The 17,646-nt window shown below is 74.8% G+C and carries 16 protein-coding genes; 12 read left to right on the forward strand and 4 right to left on the reverse strand.

What is annotated here, in order from left to right:
* Window positions 1-109: 109 nt before the first annotated feature.
* Genes BM385_RS10805 through BM385_RS10815 form a run of 3 tightly spaced genes read left to right on the forward strand, consistent with a single transcriptional unit; the run spans window position 110 to window position 2,524 of the window.
* Window positions 110-1,051, forward strand: a complete 942-nt coding sequence (locus BM385_RS10805) for a heme o synthase (RefSeq protein ID WP_026047437.1) — start codon at window positions 110-112, stop codon at window positions 1,049-1,051.
* A gap of 58 nt (window positions 1,052-1,109) precedes the next feature.
* Window positions 1,110-1,439, forward strand: coding sequence for a hypothetical protein (locus tag BM385_RS10810; protein ID WP_019433827.1), 330 nt, complete (start codon window positions 1,110-1,112; stop codon window positions 1,437-1,439).
* Window positions 1,440-1,465: 26 nt separating this feature from the next.
* Window positions 1,466-2,524, forward strand: a complete 1,059-nt coding sequence (locus BM385_RS10815; RefSeq protein WP_093842890.1) for an amidohydrolase — start codon at window positions 1,466-1,468, stop codon at window positions 2,522-2,524.
* Here the strand turns inward: BM385_RS10815 and BM385_RS10820 are convergent.
* The 3 genes from BM385_RS10820 to BM385_RS10830 all read right to left on the reverse strand — a co-directional run bounded on the left by BM385_RS10820 (window position 2,512) and on the right by BM385_RS10830 (window position 5,339).
* On the reverse strand, window positions 2,512-3,498 hold the full coding sequence (locus tag BM385_RS10820) for a COX15/CtaA family protein (RefSeq protein ID WP_276035149.1): 987 nt from the start codon (window positions 3,496-3,498) through the stop codon (window positions 2,512-2,514). The genes BM385_RS10815 and BM385_RS10820 overlap by 13 nt on opposite strands.
* Before the next feature lie 57 nt (window positions 3,499-3,555).
* Complete coding sequence (locus tag BM385_RS10825) at window positions 3,556-4,272, reverse strand: ABC transporter permease (RefSeq protein ID WP_093842970.1); 717 nt, start codon at window positions 4,270-4,272, stop codon at window positions 3,556-3,558.
* A gap of 125 nt (window positions 4,273-4,397) precedes the next feature.
* Window positions 4,398-5,339: an ABC transporter ATP-binding protein gene (locus BM385_RS10830; RefSeq protein WP_093842892.1), complete on the reverse strand. Its 942-nt coding sequence runs from the start codon at window positions 5,337-5,339 to the stop codon at window positions 4,398-4,400.
* A 325-nt stretch (window positions 5,340-5,664) separates the two neighbouring features.
* On the opposite strand from BM385_RS10830, the gene BM385_RS10835 reads away from it, so the two are divergent.
* The 9 genes from BM385_RS10835 to BM385_RS10875 all read left to right on the forward strand — a co-directional run bounded on the left by BM385_RS10835 (window position 5,665) and on the right by BM385_RS10875 (window position 16,201).
* Window positions 5,665-6,933, forward strand: coding sequence for a M28 family peptidase (locus tag BM385_RS10835; protein WP_019433832.1), 1,269 nt, complete (start codon window positions 5,665-5,667; stop codon window positions 6,931-6,933).
* Entirely contained in the window at window positions 6,930-7,385 is a 456-nt protein-coding gene (locus tag BM385_RS10840; protein ID WP_093842893.1) for an NUDIX hydrolase, read from the forward strand. Before BM385_RS10835 ends, BM385_RS10840 begins: the two co-directional genes overlap by 4 nt.
* 12 nt (window positions 7,386-7,397) lie before the next feature.
* Window positions 7,398-8,390 carry a Gfo/Idh/MocA family protein gene (locus BM385_RS10845; protein ID WP_019433834.1) on the forward strand — a complete coding sequence of 331 codons (993 nt, stop codon included), beginning with the start codon at window positions 7,398-7,400 and terminating at the stop codon, window positions 8,388-8,390.
* A gap of 48 nt (window positions 8,391-8,438) precedes the next feature.
* A complete protein-coding gene (locus BM385_RS10850; RefSeq protein WP_093842894.1) occupies window positions 8,439-10,700 on the forward strand; it encodes a hypothetical protein in 2,262 nt (753 codons plus the stop codon).
* Window positions 10,701-10,749: 49 nt separating this feature from the next.
* Window positions 10,750-12,081 (forward strand): DegT/DnrJ/EryC1/StrS aminotransferase family protein, encoded by a 1,332-nt coding sequence (locus tag BM385_RS10855; protein ID WP_019433836.1) that lies wholly within the window; start codon window positions 10,750-10,752, stop codon window positions 12,079-12,081.
* A gap of 80 nt (window positions 12,082-12,161) precedes the next feature.
* Entirely contained in the window at window positions 12,162-13,004 is an 843-nt protein-coding gene (gene hisN, locus BM385_RS10860) for a histidinol-phosphatase (RefSeq protein ID WP_019433837.1), read from the forward strand.
* A complete protein-coding gene (locus BM385_RS10865) occupies window positions 13,001-13,609 on the forward strand; it encodes a GNAT family N-acetyltransferase (protein WP_019433838.1) in 609 nt (202 codons plus the stop codon). The genes hisN and BM385_RS10865 overlap by 4 nt, the downstream gene beginning before the upstream one ends.
* A gap of 34 nt (window positions 13,610-13,643) precedes the next feature.
* Entirely contained in the window at window positions 13,644-14,696 is a 1,053-nt protein-coding gene (locus BM385_RS10870) for a methyltransferase (RefSeq protein ID WP_019433839.1), read from the forward strand.
* Window positions 14,690-16,201, forward strand: coding sequence for an MFS transporter (locus tag BM385_RS10875; RefSeq protein ID WP_019433840.1), 1,512 nt, complete (start codon window positions 14,690-14,692; stop codon window positions 16,199-16,201). Before BM385_RS10870 ends, BM385_RS10875 begins: the two co-directional genes overlap by 7 nt.
* A 56-nt stretch (window positions 16,202-16,257) precedes the next feature.
* Here BM385_RS10875 and BM385_RS10880 read toward each other — a convergent pair whose 3' ends face one another.
* The gene (locus tag BM385_RS10880) at window positions 16,258-17,568 is read right to left on the reverse strand and encodes a Gfo/Idh/MocA family protein (protein ID WP_019433841.1); all 1,311 of its coding nucleotides are present in this window, start codon (window positions 17,566-17,568) and stop codon (window positions 16,258-16,260) included.
* Window positions 17,569-17,646 lie beyond the last annotated feature (78 nt).

Below are 17,646 nucleotides of genomic sequence, written 5' to 3' on the forward strand. Positions count from 1 at the left end.
GGGCGTCTAGAGTGACGGTGTTCATGTGAGGGGCGTCCATGAGCGGTCAGCGGCACGACGGCCGCTACGCCGGTGCCCCGACGCTGATCTCGCAGAATCAGGGGTGTCCGTGACGGTCGTCGATTCCCGTCCGGTGGCAGAGCGCGGTCCCGGCTCCGGCCAGTGGACGCGTGGAGCCCGGATCAGGGCGTTCATCGCGCTGACCAAGCCCCGCATCATCGAGACGCTGCTCATCACCACCATCCCGGTGATGTTCCTCGCGGAGCAAGGGGTTCCTGACCTCTGGTTGGTGATCGTTACCGTTACGGCGGGTTATCTGTCGGCGGGCGGCGCCAACGCGCTCAACATGTACTACGACCGCGACATCGACGCGCTCATGCACCGCACCTCGAACCGGCCGCTGGTGACCGGGATCGTGAGCCCGGCCGAGTGCCTGGTGTTCGGCATCGCGCTGGCGGTGCTCTCCACCGCGATGTTCGGCCTGCTGGTCAACTGGCTGTCGGCCGCGCTGGCGCTGGGCGCGCTGCTCTTCTACGTGCTCGTCTACACCATGCTGCTCAAGCGGCGCACCGCGCAGAACATCGTGTGGGGCGGCATCGCCGGCTGCATGCCCGTCATCATCGGCTGGTCCTCGGTCACCAACTCGATGTCCTGGGGCGCGGTGATCCTGTTCCTGGTCATCTTCTTCTGGACCCCGCCGCACTACTGGCCGCTGTCCATGAAGGTGCGCGAGGACTACGCGCGGGCCGGGGTGCCGATGCTGCCGGTCATCGCGAGCAACAAGGTCGTGGCCCGGCAGATCGTGGTCTACAGCTGGGTCATGGTGGGCGTCTCGCTGCTGCTGTGGCCGCTGGGCTACACCGGCTGGTTCTACCCGGCGGTCGCGCTGGCCGCCGGCGCGTGGTGGCTGTGGGAGGCGCACGCCCTCCAGGCGCGCGCCCGGGCCGGGATCACCGGATCCAAGCTCAAGGAGATGCGGCTGTTCCACTGGTCCATCACCTATGTCTCGCTCATCTTCATCGCGGTGGCGATCGACCCGTTCATCGGCTGATCCGGGGTCGGCGGGGGCGGCCCGGGGGTGTTCCCGAGCGGGATTACCGGGAAGTAGCATGCCGGGCATGACGACCCGCAGCACCGCCAGGACCGGCCGCCGGCTCACCCGCCGCATCACCGCCTTCGCCCGCGCGCACGGCGGGTCCGCCGAAGCCACCGTCTCCTACACCGGCGAACGCGGCGTCCGCGTCGTCCTGGTGGGCGCCGACGGCGGCTGGGGCGATCTGATGGCCCCGGACGGCGACACCGCCCGGCAGGCGCTGGAAGCGGCCGGAATCACCCCGCAGGACACCTTCGACGCCCCGCTCGCCGCTAAGGTACGCACCGGCCGCTACGAGTGGAGCCGGATGGCCGGGCTCCAGATCGGCGGACCCCGCAATACCTGAAAGCGGTTTCGGGCGTTAGGCGGAATATGCACACCTCGCCCCTGGTGGACCAGCACGGCCACGGCGTGCTCCACGGCGACCTGGGCCTCGGCACCTTCGAGCGGCACCTCGCCGCCGCGCTCGGCGGCCCCGCCGGCACCGGGAGCGCGTACGACACCACCACCGGGCTCGCGCTGCGCCGCTGGTGCCCCCCGCTGCTCGGGCTGCCGCCGCACTGCACCGCCGTGCGGTACCTGGCCCGCCGCCGGGAGCTGGGGGCGTACGCCGCCTCCCGCGCGCTGCTGCGCGGCAGCGGCATCCACACCTATCTCGTGGACCCCTCGATACCCGGCGCGGACCGCGACGGCACCGAGGAGCCCGTCACCGCGATCGGGGAACTGGCCTCGGCCGCCGGCACCAGGGCCCACGAACTGGCCGCGCTGGAGGCGGTGGCCGGCGAGGCCGCCGACCGGGGCGGCGGGGTCCGTACCTTCGCGCAGGACATCGCCCAGGCGCTGCACGGCGCCGCCCGCCGCGCGGTCGCCTTCGTCTGCGACGCCGCCGCGCTGCGCGAGCCGGGCCCGCCCGAGCCCGCCGAGGTGCGCCGGGCGGCCGGCCGCTGGCTGGCCTGCGGGCGGCGGCGCAGCGAGCCCGCGCTCACCGGCCATCTGCTGTGGGCCGCGCTGGCCTGCGGGCTCCCCGTCCAACTGCGCTGCGCGGACCCGGAGCCACTGGTCCCGCTGCTGCGGGCCACGGCGGGGCGTGCCCCGCTCGTGCTGCTTCCGCGCCGGCCCCACCACGAGGCCGCGGCCCGGCTGGCCGCGGCCTTTCCGCATGTCTACGCCGATGTGGGGCCCGAGCCGGCCGTCACGCTGGCGCGGGCGCCGTTCGGCAAGCTGCTGTTCTCCACCGGGGCCCGGGCCCTGCCCGAACTGCACGTGGTGCGGGTACGGCAGTACCAGCGGGCCATGACCCGGCTGCTGGGGGAGTGGATCACCCAGGGCGACTGCTCGCGGGAGGACGCCCGGCGGATCGCCGACCGCATCAGCGGCGGGACCGCCCGGCGCATCTACCGGCTGGACGAGCGACCGGCTCAGACCGGCTGAGGCTCCTTCTCGGGCCGTCCGGCCGAGGGCTCGGTGTCCGGCGCGGAGACCGGGGCCGGGCCGCGCTCGCGGGTGGACAGCAGCAGCCGCAGCATCGCGATCCACACCAGGGCCGAGCCGAGCATGTGGATGCCGACCAGCCACTCCGGCTCGTCCAGGGCGTACTGCACATAGCCGATCGCGCCCTGGGAGAGCACCACCAGCAGCAGATCGCGGCTGCGGGCGCGCGGCCCGGCCGGGGCGTCCACCAGGCGCAGCACCAGCCAGACGGCGAGCGCGCCGAGCGCCACCGACCAGGCGAGCATGGAGTGCACCCGGGTCACCGTCTCCCAGTCGAACGGCATCCGCTCGATGTCCCCGCTGTCCCCGGCGTGCTTGCCGGTGCCGGTGACGGCGGTGCCGGCCACCAGCAGCACGGCGGTGAGCACGGTGAGCCCGGACACGGCGCGGCGGACCGGGACGCCGACCAGCGGACGCGGCGGCTCGTCGCCCTCGCGGGCCCGCAGCCAGGTGAGGGTGGTGGTGGTGAGCAGTGCCATCGCGGCCAGGAAGTGCGCGGCGACGATGTACGGGTTCAGCTCGGTGAGCACGGTGATGCCGCCGATGACGGCGTTGCTCATGACCACCCAGAACTGGGCCCAGGCCATCCGGGTCAGCGGATGCCTGCGCGGCTTGGCGGCGCGGGCGGCGATGATGGTCCAGCCGACGGCGGCGCTGACCACGTAGGTCAGCATCCGGTTGCCGAACTCGATCAGCCCGTGCACCCCCATCTCGGCGGTGGTGGTGAGCGAGTCGTCCGTGCACTTGGGCCAGGTGTCGCAGCCGAGCCCGGAGCCGGTGAGCCGGACGGCGCCTCCGGTGATGATGATGAGGACACTCATCACCAGGGCGGTCAGCGCGGCACGGCGCACCGTTTCGGGGCGCGGGGTCCAGCGCTCGGCGATGTACGCGAGGGGATTTCGCACTGCTTTCAGCACCCGCTCATCGTAGGCCCCGAGCTTGTGCGCGTTTTCACGAGGGGGTGCTTCGGCTCATTCCCAGCGGAAGAAGCGGGCCGCGGCGCCGAGCGAGAGCACGGACCACACGGCCAGGATCCCGGCCTGGGCCCAGGGCATGGCGGCGCCGTCCTGGAGCACCTCGCGCAGTCCGGTGGACAGGGCGCTGACCGGCAGCAGCTCCAGCACGGTGCGCACCGCGCCGGGGAAGTTCTCCAGTGGGACGATCACACCGCCGCCGAGCAGCAGCAGGATGAAGACCAGATTGGCGGCGGCCAGGGTCGCCTCGGCGCGCAGCGTCCCGGCCATCAGCAGCCCGAGGCCGCTGAAGGCGGCGGCGCCCAGCAGCATCAGGGCGGCGGGGGCGAGCGGATTGCCGTGCGGGGACCAGTCCAGCGCCCAGGCCGTGCCGGTCAGCAGCACCGTCTGGAGCGCCAGGGTGACCAGGACGGCGCAGGTCTTGCCGCACAGCAGGCCCCAGCGGGGGAGCGGGGAGGCGCCGAGCCGCTTGAGCACGCCGTAGCGGCGCTCGAAGCCGGTGGCGATGGCCTGCCCGGTGAAGGCGGTGGAGACCACGGCCAGCGCGAGGACGCCGGGGGTGAGGAAGTCGACGCGGGCACCGTCGCCGGTGTCGACGATCTCGACGGTGCTGAACAGCACCAGGAGCAGGGTGGGGATGACGACCGTGAGCAGCAGCTGTTCGCCGTGCCGCAGGAGCATCCGGGTCTCCAGGGCGGCCTGGGCGGCGATCATGCGGGGCAGCGGGGCGGCGGCGGGGCGCGGGGTGAAGGTGCCGGGCCGGGCCGTGTCGCCGGCGTCCCCCGCGGCCCCGGTGTCCCGGGTCCGGCCGGTGTTCCCGGTGGCGGCCGAGTCGGTGGTCATGACCGCAGCTCCTTGCCCGTCAGTTCGAGGAAGACGTCTTCCAGGGTGTGCCGGCGGGTGGTGATCCGGTCCGGCAGCACGCCGTGCTGGGCGCACCAGGCGGTGACGGTGGCCAGCAGGCGCGGGTCGATCTCGCCGGTGACGCGGTAGGCACCGGGGCTCGGCTCGCTCACATCGGCGCCGGCCGGCAGCGCGGCCTTGAGGGAGGTGAGGTCCAGGGCGGGCGGCCCGCCGAAGCGCAGGGTGTCGGCGGCGCCGCCCCGGCACAGCTCGGCGGGGGTGCCGCGGGCGATGACCCGGCCGGTGTCGATGATCGCGACGTCGTCGGCCAGCTCTTCGGCCTCGTCCATGAAGTGGGTGGTGAGGACGGTGGTGACGCCGTCCGCGCGCAGTTCGCGCACCAGCTCCCAGGTGGCGTGCCGGGCCTGCGGGTCGAGACCGGCGGTGGGCTCGTCGAGGAAGACGAGTTCCGGGCGGCCGACGACGGCGAGGGCCAGCGCGAGCCGCTGCCGCTGACCGCCGGAGAGCCGGCGGTAGGGGGTACGGCCGCAGGAGGCGAGGCCGAGCCGTTCGGCCAGCGCGTCCACGTCCAGGGGGTGCGCGTGCAGGGCGGCCAGGTGCCGCAGCATTTCGAGGGCGCGGACGCCGGGATAGACGCCGTCGCTCTGGAGCATGACGCCGATCCGGGGCCGCAGCGCGGCGGCGCCGGCGGGCGTGTAGGGGTCGAGGCCGAGGACGCGCAGCCGGCCGGCGTCCGGCCGCCGGTAGCCTTCGCAGGCCTCGATGGTGGTGGTCTTCCCGGCGCCGTTGGGGCCGAGCACGGCGGTGACCGATCCGCGTTCCACGGTGAGGTCGAGTCCGTCGACGGCGGTGGTGCGGCCGTACCGCTTGACCAGCCCGACGGCTTCCACGGCCGCCTGGGCCCCTGCGGTCTGCATGCGATCGAGTCTAGGGCGAGCGGCGATCGGGGTGGGCGGCGCCCCGGGGGCCCGAGGGTCGGTGCGCGCCCGGCGTGCGCGCGGATATTCCGTTCCGCCGCATTGCCCGGCACGCTCCCCCGCCCGCTGTAATTCTGAATGTTCGAGTTTGCTGCCATCGGCCCCGGGTAATTTTCCCGGCGGAATCAAGACTTCATTTTCGAGCCGCCCTCCTGGAGTCGGATTGTCCGCGTGGATGTGTGCCGGAATTCCTTTTCTCCTGCTGACCCAAAGCCTGTCCCAGCCCGCTCAGCAGTCGGAAACCCCTACGTTGTCCCTGGTCAGAGTGGGTGATCACCTGGAGGAATTCCAGCGGATCGCCCTCGCCCACCATGGCCATCGCGCCTCCGGGACGGCCGGCCACGCCGCGTCGCTCAGCTATGTCGAGAAGGAACTGTCGGCAGCCGGTTATCTGCTCCGGCGCCAGGAGTTCTCTTTTCTCTACACGGAGACGGTGGAAGAAAGAATGACCTTGTCCGACGGAAGATCCCCGGTCGTGACCGCTTTCGGATATGCACCGTCCACGCCCGAGGCGGGACTGAACGCCGCGTTCCTGCCGCTGGACGCCACGGGCTGCGACGCCGCCGACTGGGCCGGGGTGCCGGCCGAGGGCCGCACCGTCGTGCTCCCGGCCGAGGGCTGCGCCGCCGCCGAGAAGGAACGGGCCGCCGCCGACGCGGGAGCCGCCGCCCTGCTGCTCGCCGGCCCCGGCCCCGACGCCCCGCACGGCTGGCTGACGGACCCGGAGGCGGCCCGCATCCCGGTCGGCGGCATCGGCGCGGACACCGCCGCGGACCTGGCGGCCGAAGCGGCGGCCGGCCGCACCGGACAGCTGTGGCTGCGCGCGCTCACCGAGCCGCGCACCACCGAGAACCTCATCGCCACCACCCCCTCCGGGGACCCGGGACGCACCGTGGTGGCCGGCGCCCACCTCGACTCCGTACCCGACGGCCCCGGCATCAACGACAACGGCGTCGCGGCGGCCGTCCTGCTGGAAGCCGCCCTCGACGCCGCCCCCCGCGCCGCCGACCCGGGCCGCGCCCGGCTGCGGTTCGCGTTCTGGGCGGCGGAGGAGTTCGGCCTGCTCGGCTCCGCCCACTACCTCGACACCCTCTCCGCCCCCGAACGCGAGGCCACCGCCCTCTATCTCAACCTGGAGATGATCGGCAGCCCCAACCACGGCCTGTACGTCCTGGACCCGGGACCCGGCGACCCGCCCTCCGCGGACATCGCCGGCCGGCTCACCGCCGCCTTCGCCGGCCTCGGCGAGACCGCGCGGCCCTTCCCGCCCGACGGCCGCTCCGACTTCGCCCCCTTCCTCGACGCCGGCATCCCCACCGGCGGCCTCTACGGCGGCTCCTACGAACCCAAGACCGAGGAGCAGGCCGAGCTGTGGGGCGGCACCCCGGGCGTCCCCCACGACCCCTGCTACCACCAGCCCTGCGACGACAGCACCGGCTGGAGCCGCACCGCCGCCGCCCTGCACGGCGAGGCGTTCCACCGGGTCCTGGAGCACTACGCCCGGCACCCCCTCGCACCCAAGGACAGGCCATGACCACCCCGCGGCTCGTCGTCGGCGCGCTCATCCGGGACGGCGGCGACCGGATCTTCGTCCAGCAGCGGTCCTGGGAGCGCCGCCTCTTCCCCGGCCGCTGGGACATCGTCGGCGGCGCGGTGGAACGCGACGAGGACCCGATGGCGGCCCTGCGCCGGGAGATCACCGAGGAGACCGGCTGGCGGCTGCGCCGGGTCCTCGCCCCGCTCGGCCCCGCCCACTGGACGGCCGACGGCGTACCCCACACCGAACTCGACTTCGTGGTCGAGGTGGACGGCGATCTGAGCGCCCCGCGCCTGGAGCCGGACAAACACCTGGGGCACGCCTGGGTCGGCCCCGGCGACCTCGCCCTGCTGGACCAGCACCGCATCCCCGGCGAGAGCACCTTCATCACGGACCTGGTCACCGCCGCCCACCGATGGCTGGCCGCCGCCGCGGCCCGGCGCAGCTGAGGAGCCACGGCCATGCGCGTACCCGCACCCGCACCCGCGCCCACCACCGCCCCGGCCAGGCCCCGCACCCTGCTCGTCGGCTTCGCCGGACAGCAGGGCCGGGAGTACCTGCCCGTCCTGCGGACCTGCGCCGACATCGCCGGAGGCGTGGACAGCGCCCCCGGCGCCGGGGACATCGCCCGCACCCTCGGCTTCCCGCACTTCGGCAGCGTCGCCGAGGCGGTGGCCCGCGTCCGCTTCGACACCGCCGTGGTCACCGTCCCGCACCACGCGCACTTCGCCGTCTGCGAGGAACTGCTGCGGCACGGCAAGCACGTCATCAAGGAGAAGCCGTTCGCCGTCACCGAAGCGCAGGCCCACCGGCTCGCCGCCCTCGCCCGGCGGTCCGACCGCAGCGTCTACACCCTGCTCCAGCGCAACTTCGACCCCGTCTTCGGCTTCGCCAGGCGCCACCTGGAGCGGCTGGGCGAGCCCTACTGGTTCTCCTACGACTACCACCTGAACCTGCCCCGCCCCACCAGCGGCTGGCGCGCCCGCCCGGACACCGCGCTCGGCGGCGTCCTGCTCGACATGGGCTACCACCTCATCGACGTCCTGGCCGGCATGTTCCCGCCCCCGGCCCGCGTCGACGCCGTCTTCACCTACCGCTACCCGGAGATGCGCGACCACCGCCTGGAGGACCTGGTCAGCCTGCTCTACGGCTACTCCGCCCCCTCCCTGGCCGGGTCCCTGCGCATCTCCCGCCACCACTACGAGAAGACCGAACGCCTCTCCGTCCTCGGCACCCGCGGCACCCTCACCCTGGAGCCCGGCGAGGCCACCCTCACCCCCGCCCGCTCCGCGGGTCCGCTGCGCTTCGTCCGGCGCGGCACCAAGGGCGACACGGTGCGCACCATGCTCGCCAGCTATCTGCGGCGCCTGGAGGACCGCGCCTTCCGGGAGGCCCATCTGGCCCGCCAGCTCGCCACCGTGCGCACCATCGACGGCGTGTACCGCCACCGCTGAGCCGCCCCCGAGCGCACCCCCGACCCGTACCGGAGAGGAACGACAGCCGTGCGCATCACCCTCGCCCGTACCCCGCGGACCTACCTCGCGGCGGCCCTGGCATCCCCCGCGGACGACGGCCGCCCCACCGCCGTCCCCGCACTCGACCGCACCGGGACGCACCGGTGGCCCCGCCGGATCGCCGCCCGGCTCGGCCTGCCGCAGGCCACCGCGCCCCCCGGCGCCGCCACCGTCGCCGACGCCCGCGCGGTGCTCGCCGGTACGGCACGCCCCGGCCATCTGGTGATCGCCCTGGCCGGCGAGGACGACCCGTTCGCCTTCCCGGCCGCCGTCTTCGCGCTCGCCAAACGCGCCACCCTTGTGCTGGCCCGCGACCCCGACGCGGTGCTGACCGCCGCGGGAAAATCCCCCGACGCCCACCACCTCACCCTGGTGGGCCCCACCGACCGGCTCGGCTTCGCCCTCACCACCGAACTGCGCCACCGCCACCCGGGCCCCGCCCTCGGCGTCCTGTGCGCCGACACCCCCGACCGGCTCGCCGACCTCGTCCTCAAGACCCTCGCCCACCCGGCCGCACCCGCCGGCCGGGACGCCCTCCTCGCCCCCCTGCTCAAGGGCGCGGAACCGCTCACCCAGGGCAGGCTGACGATCTATCCGCAGGACGCCCTGGACCCGGCCGCCTTCGCCGCCCCGGCCGGCGCCACCGCGCCCGGCACAGCCGAACGGCCGCTGCTGCGGGTCCTCAGCCTCATCACCCACGGCAGCGAGGACTATCTGCGGCTCACCCCCCGCGACATCCTGTGCGGGCTCACCCCCGACCCCGCCGAGCAGGCCGCCGCCCGCGCCACCACCCACACCCTGCCCGCCTGCATGCGCGGCGACGACTGCGTCTACCCCGACGCCCGCCGCCTGGACCCGGCCACCGTCCCCGCCCAGATCGTCTTCGTCAACGCCTGCCTCACCCTCAAGTTCGGCACCCAGCTGTTCGGCCGCCACAACCGGTTCACCGTCGCCCGCCGCTTCCTGGACGGCTGGGCCGGCACCTACATCGCCAGCCCCCTCCTCAAGGACGGCACCCCGGCCGAGAACCTGCTCTTCCACCACCTCCTCGACGAGGGGCTCACCGTCGGCGAGGCCGTCCGCGAGGTCAACACCGCGCTGCGCGCCTGGGGGATCGACGCGCCCGAGATCCTGGTGATCGGCGACCCGGAGGCGCGCTACACCGACCCGTCCGCCCCCGCGCCCGCTCCGGCGCCCGCCGGAACCGTCACCGTCACCGAACGGGCCGGCGGCGCCCGCATCACCTTCCACCACACCATGCCCGCCCGCACCCGGGTCCCGCTGCGCGACCCCGCGCTGCGGGAGGCCCACCGCGCCGGCCGGCTGCGCGTCACCGCCGACACCCCGTTCGGCGGCCGGCACCCGGTGTACGCGACCTCCGCCGTCCTGGACGGCACACCGCACGTCGTCGTCCTCGGCTTCCAGGACCGCCCGCTCACCGGAACGCGGACCTCCCGCACCCTCACCGTCACCGACGGCACCCCCTCCACCCCCGCCGACCGGATCGTGCGCGCCGTCGAACGCTACGAGAACCTCGCCTCCCTCGACATCCGGCTCGACAAGACCCGCTCCGTCCTCGCCGACGCCGCCAACAGCCTGCCCGCCGTGGCCCGCCGCGTCCGGGCCGGCATCGGCGACCTCACCCAGTCCGAACCCCTGGCCAAGGCCACCGGACGCATCCTCGGCAACTGCGCCCGCCTCGACCGGCATCTGCTGGCCACCCTGCTGCGGCTGACCGAGACCCGCGAATACCACTTCGTCGAGGCGTACCGGCCCGCGTACGCCGTGCGCGCCGTCGACAGCCCCTACGGCCGCTGCCGCTACTGCGGGGAGCCGCAGCACCGCTACCACAGCGCCCATGTGCTGCGCCCCTGGCTGACCCGGCAACTCCTCAGCTGCCCGCTGTGCGGCGCCACCCAGGACACCGAGGACGACTCGGTACGCCTCACCCTCACCGGCGAGACCCGGCTGGACCCCGAGCGCCCCGCCGAACTCACCGCCGTCATCGACAACGACGGCGAGGAACCCCTCGACGTCCTGCTCGGCGCCCGCATCACCCGCGGCCGGGCCTACGGCTTCGGCTTCCGGCTCGACCCCGACACCCTGCGCGTGGACCCCGGCGCCACCGGCCGCGCGCGGCTGACCATCACCAGCGGCACGCCGCCGGTCCGGCACGCCATGCTGCTGCGGCTGTACGCCGTGGGCATGGGGCGGATCGACTTCGCGGGCCGCGAACTGTGGTTCCGCTGACCCGGCGCCGACCCCCACCCACCCGTGTTCCCGAACCGTGGAAAGGCCCATGACCAGGACCAGCGCGGACGACCGGCTCGCCCTCCTCGGCGGCCGGCCGGCCATCGGCCACCCCCGCCCCCACGAGATGTGGCCCCCGCCCGGCGACGCCGCCGAACTCGCCGACCTGACCGCCCAGCGCAACACCGACATCTCCATCAAGGGCAGCAGCGGCCCCATCCGCGCCCTGGAGGAGGACTTCCTGGACTTCCTCGACCACCGGGTCCGCTGGGCCGTCACCTTCAACTCCGGCACCAGCGCGCTGCTCGCCGCCTACTTCGCGCTCGGCGTGCGCGAGGGCGTGGACGTCATCGGACCCGCGCTCACCTACCACGCCGCGCTCAGCCCGGTCTTCGCGCTGCGCGGCGACGTGGTGCTCGCCGACATCGACCCGGCCACCCGCTGTCTGGACCCCCGGGCCCTGGAAGCCGCCGTCACCGAACACACCCGGGTCGTCACCGTCGTCCACCAGTGGGGCCACCCCGCCGACATGGACCGGGTGCTCGACATCGCCGCCCGGTACGGACTCAAGGTGCTGGAGGACTGCTCGCACGCGCACGGCAGCCGCTACCGGGGCCGCCCCGTGGGCACCTTCGGCGACGCCGCCGTCTTCTCCCTCCAGGCCGCCAAGGCCGTCTACGCCGGGGAGGGCGGCATCCTCGTCACCAACGACGCCGGGGTCCACGACCGGGCCACCCTGCTCGGCCACTACCGCGACCGGTCCCGCGACGAGGTCACCGACGCCCGGCTGCGGGACCACTGGGTCACCGGCTTCGGCCTCAAACTGCGGATGTCCCCGCTGAACGCCGTCGTCGCCCGGCACGCGCTCGCCGCCTTCCCCGCCCGCCGCGACGCCCGGCACCGCTGTCTGCACCACCTCGGCGGGCTCATCGCCGACGTGCCCTACCTGGAGCCGGTCACCGTCGCCGACGACGTGGACATGGGCGCCTGGTACGGCTACAAGCCGCTCTACCGGCCGAAGGCACTGCCGGGCGTGGACCGCGCCCTGCTCATCGACGCGCTGCGCGCCGAGGGCATGGAAGCCGGCGCGCCCTCCGCGCCCCGGCTCGGCACCCTCCCGCTGTACGCCGCGCCCGAGAACCCGCTGTTCCCCGGCACCGCCAAGCGCTCCGCGGGTGCCATGCCCGGCTCCGCGGCCGCACACGTCGAACAGCACGCGCTCTCCCTGCCCACCTTCAGCCGCTGGCCGCAGGACAAGCCGCTCATCGAGGAGTACGCCGCCGCCTTCCACAAGATCGCCCGGCACGGCGCGGAGCTGGCCCGGTACGCGGAGCACCGCGCGGCCCCGGCCGACGCACCGGCCGACGCACCCGCCCGCTGACCCGGGGCCGCCCGGACCCCCGGCCCGTCCGGACCCGGGCCCGTCCGATCCGCCCGACCCGTCCGACCACCGGAGACCCCGTGGACGCACCGCACCCCGACGACGTCCGGCTCGCGCTGCGGCTCGCCGACACCGCCGACGCGCTCACCCTGCGGCGCTTCCGCGCCGGCGACCTGCGCTGCCGCAGCAAACCCGACCGCACCCCGGTGACCGACGCGGACACCGCCGTGGAGGCCGCCGTCCGCCGCACCCTGCGCGCCGAGCGGCCCGCCGACGCCGTCGCGGGGGAGGAGGGCGGCGGCGCCGTCACCGGCGGCAGGACCTGGATGGTCGACCCCATCGACGGCACCAAGAACTATCTGCGCGGCCTGCCCGTCTGGGCCACCCTCATCGCCCTGCTGGACGCCGGCCGCCCGGTGCTCGGCGTCGTCAGCGCCCCCGCCCTGCGCAGCCGCTGGTGGGCGGCCCGGGGCGCCGGTGCCCTGCTGCGCCGGGCCGGGGCCGCCCCCGTACCGCTGCGGGTCTCCGGCGTCGGCCGGCTCGCCGACGCCTATCTCTCCACCACCCGCACCAGCACCTGGCACACCTTCCACTCCCGCCCCGCCTATCTCGCCCTGGCCGACGCCTGCTGGGAGGAACGGGCCTTCGGTGACTTTCTCCAGCACTGCCTCGTTGCGGAGGGTGTGCTGGACATCGCCGCGGAACCCGTCGTCGCCCCCTGGGACGTGGCCGCCGTGCGGATCGTGGTCGAGGAGGCCGGCGGGCGCTGCACCGATCTGCGCGGCGGCGACCCGCTGCGCGGCACCGGGGCGCTGTCCGCCAACCGCGAGCTGCACCGGCAGGCCCTCGCGATCCTGGACCGGTCCCCGGCGGGACCGGCCCCCGACGACCATCCCCCCGGCGAGGAGACACCCCCACCATGACCGCACTGGACACCGGCGTCCGCCCGGCGGAACCGCAGGACACCCCGCGCGCCGTCCGCACCCTGGGCCGCGCCCTGGCCGGCTACCCCGCCCTGCGCCACACCGTCGACCCGGACGGCCGGGCCGAACGGGTGACCGCCATTCAGGAACTCTTCTTCACCCGGGTGGGCCTGGAGGCCGGCCGGGTCTGGGTCGCCGACGGCGGCGACGCGGTGGCCGTGTGGACCACCCCGCACAACGGCAACGCGGGCGCGGTCTTCGCCGAGATCGGCCCCCGGCTGGCCGAACTGTGCGGCACCCGGGCCGCCGCCCAGGAGGCCCTCGACACCGCCCTCGCCCCGCACCGGCCCACCGAGCCCGTGTGGTTCCTCGCCACCGTCGGGGTGACCCCCGAGCGGCAGGGCGCCGGACTCGGCGGCGCCGTCCTGCGGCCCGGCATCGAGGCGGCCGAGGCGGAGGGCGTCACCGCCTTCCTGGAGACCTCCGACCCGCGCAACCTCCCCTTCTACCAGCGGCTCGGCTTCGAGATCAGCGCGGACGTCACCCCGGCCGACGGCGGCCCCCGCACCTGGTGCCTGCGCCGCCCCGCGGCCGGCCACGCGTAGCGCACCCCCACCGCTCAGAGAACGGAAGCCGCCCATGACCCTCCCCGGCCCGCCGGTCCCCGACCACCGCGCGCAGTTCCCCGACCAGTCCCTGCTGCTGCGGCTGCTGTGGGGCTACATGACCTCCGACCTCGTCGAACTCACCGTCCGGCTCGGGCTGGCCGACCGCATCGGCGACGGCGCCCACGCCGCCGCGCTCGCCCACGCCACCGACACCGACCCCTCGTCCCTGCTCCGGCTGCTGCGCGCCCTCGCGGCCCTCGGGCTGCTGCGCGAGACCGGGCCCGAACAGTTCGCCCTCACCCCGGCCGGCGCCCGGCTGCGCGGCGACGACCCCGGTTCGCTGCGCGCCTTCGCCGAACAGGGCGCGGGGGACTTCCGGCGGGCCTTCGGCGGGCTCGAACACAGCATCAGGACCGGTGAACCCGCCTTCGACCGGATCTTCGGCACCGGCTTCTTCCAGCACCTGGGCGCCCACCCGGAGCTGTCCGCCACCTTCCAGGCGTCCATGCGGCAGGCCACCCGGACCCTGGCCGCCGCGCTGCCCGCCGCCTACGCGTTCTCCCGCGTCCGTACCGTGGTGGACGTCGGCGGCGCCGACGGCGCCCTGCTGGCCGCCGTCCTCGCCGCCCACCCGGAGCTGACCGGGGTGCTGTACGACTCGCCCGAGGGCGCGGCCGACGCCCCCGGCACCCTGGGCGCCGCCGGGGTCGCCGATCGCTGCCGGATCAGCACCGGGGACTTCTTCACCGCCGTACCGGAGGGCGGCGACCTGTACGTGCTCAAGAGCGTGCTGCACGACTGGAGCGACACGCACGCCGAGCGGATCCTGCGCACCTGCCGCACCGCGCTCGCCCCGCACAGCAGGCTGCTGGTCATCGAGGTGCTGATGCCGGAACGGGTCACCCCCGACGCCGACCCGCTCACCTACCTCAGCGACCTCTACATGCTGGCCAACATGGGCGGCCGGGAGCGCACCGAGGCCGAACTGCGCGCCCTGCTGGTCAAGAACGGCTTTGGCTCGGTCCGGGTCGCCGCGCCCGCCGCTCTCGCGCCCTTCGCCCTGATCGAGGCGCACCCGTGCTGAGCACCGGCGGCGCGGACCGGCCGGAGCGGCCGGACCCGCCGCCGGAGCAGCGCGAGCGCGCGCGGGAGCCCGCCGACCCCCGCCGCTGGTGGGCCCTCGCCGTCATCGGCCTCGCCCAGCTGCTGGTGGTGCTCGACGCCACGGTCGTCAACATCGCCCTGCCCTCCGCCCAGCAGGACCTCGGCATGACCGACGCGGGCCGGCAGTGGGTGGTGGCCGCCTATACCCTGCCGTTCGGCGGGCTGCTGCTGCTCGGCGGGCGGATCGCCGACCTCGCCGGGCGGCGGCGGATGTTCCTGCTGGGACTGGCCGGGTTCGGTGCGGCCTCCGCCCTGGGCGGCGCCGCCCCGGGACCCGGCGCGCTCTTCGCCGCGCGCGCCCTCCAGGGGGCCTTCGCCGCCCTCCTCGCGCCCGCCGCGCTCTCACTGCTCACCACCCTGTTCACCAGCGCCCGGGACCGGGCCCGCGCGTTCGGCGTCTACGGGGCGCTCAGCGGCGGCGGCGCCGCGGCCGGGCTGCTGGCCGGCGGGATCCTCACCGAGTACCTGGACTGGCGCTGGTGCCTGTACGTCAACGTGCCCCTGGTCGCCCTCGCGCTGGCCGGCTGCGCCCTGCTGCGCCGGGACCCGCCCCGGCCGGGCGGCGGCCGGCTCGACCTGCCCGGCACGCTGCTGGGCTGCGGCGGGCTGCTCGCCTTGGTCGCCGCGTTCGCCGAGGCGGAGGGCGGCTGGGACCGGCCCGTGGTCGCCGTGCTGCTGGTCACCGGCGCGCTGGCGCTGCTCGCGTTCACCCGCGTGGAGTGGCGGGCCGCGCATCCGCTGCTGCCGCTGCGGGTGGTGGCCGACCGGTCCCGGGGCGGCGCGTTCCTCGCGGTGGGCGTCCCCCAGGTGGGTCTCTTCGGGCTCTTCCTGTTCCTGACGTACTACTTCCAGGCGGTGCTGGGCTACTCGCCCGTCGAGGCGGGGCTCGCGTTCCTGCCGCTGTCGGCCGCCATGGGGGTCGGCGCGGCGGTGATCGCCCGCAGGGCCCTGGCCAGGGGGGTGCCCGCGCGGCATCTGATGGCCGGCGCGCTGCTGGTGGCCGCCGCCGGGATGGTGCTGCTGACCGGTCTTGAGGCGGGTACCGGCGAGGTGTTCGCCGTCCGGCTGCTCCCCGCCCAGCTGCTGATCGGCGCGGGCATCGGCTGCGCGGTCATGCCGGCGATGATCACCGCCTCGGCCGGGGTGGACCCGCGCGACGCCGGGGTGGCGGCGGCGCTCGTCAACAGCGCCCAGCAGATCGGCGGCTCGCTGGGGATCGCCCTGCTGAACACGGTCGCCACCTCGGTGGCCGCCGCCCACCCGGCCGGGGGCGGCGCCCCGGCCGCGCTGGTGCACGGCTACACGGTGGCGCTGTGGGTCGGGGTGGGGTTCCTGCTGCTGGCGGCGGTGCTGGCCGGGGTGCTGGTCCCCTCCCGGCGCCCGCCCGCCCCCGTGGAGCCCGGGCGGCAGCCGGCCCCGCTGTGAGCCGGGACGGCGGGGAGGGCCCCGACCGCCGCTCCCCGCCGTCCCGGCTCACCGGCTCAGTCCCGCGGGGCGAGCTTGGTGCCCTCGTCCGTCAGCAGCACCGGGGCGCCGGTGCGGGCGGACTCGTTGGCGGCGACGCCGGTGAGTACGCTGCGGATGCCGTCCCGGTATCCGGCCTGGCGGGCCAGCGGGTCGTTGTCCGGGCCGCGGAAGACGTCGTTCAGCAGCAGCCGGTCGCCGCCGCCGTGGCCGCCCTCGCCCTGCGGGATCTCGATCTCCTCGGCCTGCTTCCAGTGCTCCTGGAGCACCAGCCGCTCGGAGACGCCCTCGGCCAGGGACTTGCTGGCCGCCGTCGGGTCGATCGCGGCGTGCGGCGGGGTCCAGGCGCGCTCGACGACCTCCAGCTCCAGCCGGCCCCTGGTGCCGTTGAAGGTGACCCGGTAGCCCTCCCACGGGGAGTGCGCGTTGAGCGAGTAGGTGAGCAGCGCGCGGTTGTCGTAGCGGACCAGCACCGCCATGTTGTCCTCGATCGTGACGCCCTCGGCGAAGACGTCCTGGTCGCGGATGTAGCCGTCCTCGTGCTCGGCGTCCAGGTAGAGCGCCTTGAGCTTCGGGTCGACGGAGATGTCCAGGATGAACGGGTCGGAGCCCAGGCCGGGGGAGCCCTGGCCGCGCTCGGGGCGCGCGCCGCCCGCGAGTGCGGCGCCGGCCGCCTCGCTGCCGTAGAAGCGCAGGTCGGTCTGGGAGAACACCAGCTCGGGGCTGGCCGCCAGCCACCAGTTGATCAGGTCGAAGTGGTGGGTGGACTTGTGCACCAGCAGCCCGCCCGACTCGTGCTTGCGGCGGTGCCAGCGGCGGAAGTAGTCCGCGCCGTGGATGGTGTCCAGCGCCCACTCGAAGTGCACGGAGGTGACATCGCCGATCCGGCCGTCCGCGATGGCCTGCCGTACCGCCGAGTTACGGGGGGAGTAGCGGTAGTTGAAGGTGACGATCAGCTGCCCGGGGTTGCGCTCGGCGGCGTCGGCGATCCGCTCGCAGCTCTCGGCGTCGATCGTCAGCGGCTTCTCCACCACCACGTCGCGGCCGGCGTCCAGCGCGGTGCAGACGTAGTGGGCGTGGGTGGAGTCCATGGTGGTGACGACGACCACGTCCGCCCGCTCCAGCAGCGCGTCGAAGGCGTCGGGCGTGAAGGTGGGCACCGCCTGCCGGCCGGCTGCGGTGATGAGCTGGTTGTAGTAGTCCATGCGGGTCTGGTTGAGGTCGCAGAGCGCGGTGATCTCACCGGTGTCGCTCCAGTCGCCCAGCAGCGCGTCGACATACATCTGGGCCCGGTTGCCGAGTCCGACGAAGGCGTAGCGGCGGGTCATCTCTCAGTTCTCCCCTGAGTAGCGGTGGTACGGCCGAGAGCCCGCGCACCCGCCCCGGCGAGGGGCGGTGCGCGGGCC

The sequence above is a fragment of the Streptomyces harbinensis genome, from assembly GCF_900116145.1.
Classification (GTDB): domain Bacteria; phylum Actinomycetota; class Actinomycetes; order Streptomycetales; family Streptomycetaceae; genus Streptomyces; species Streptomyces carpaticus.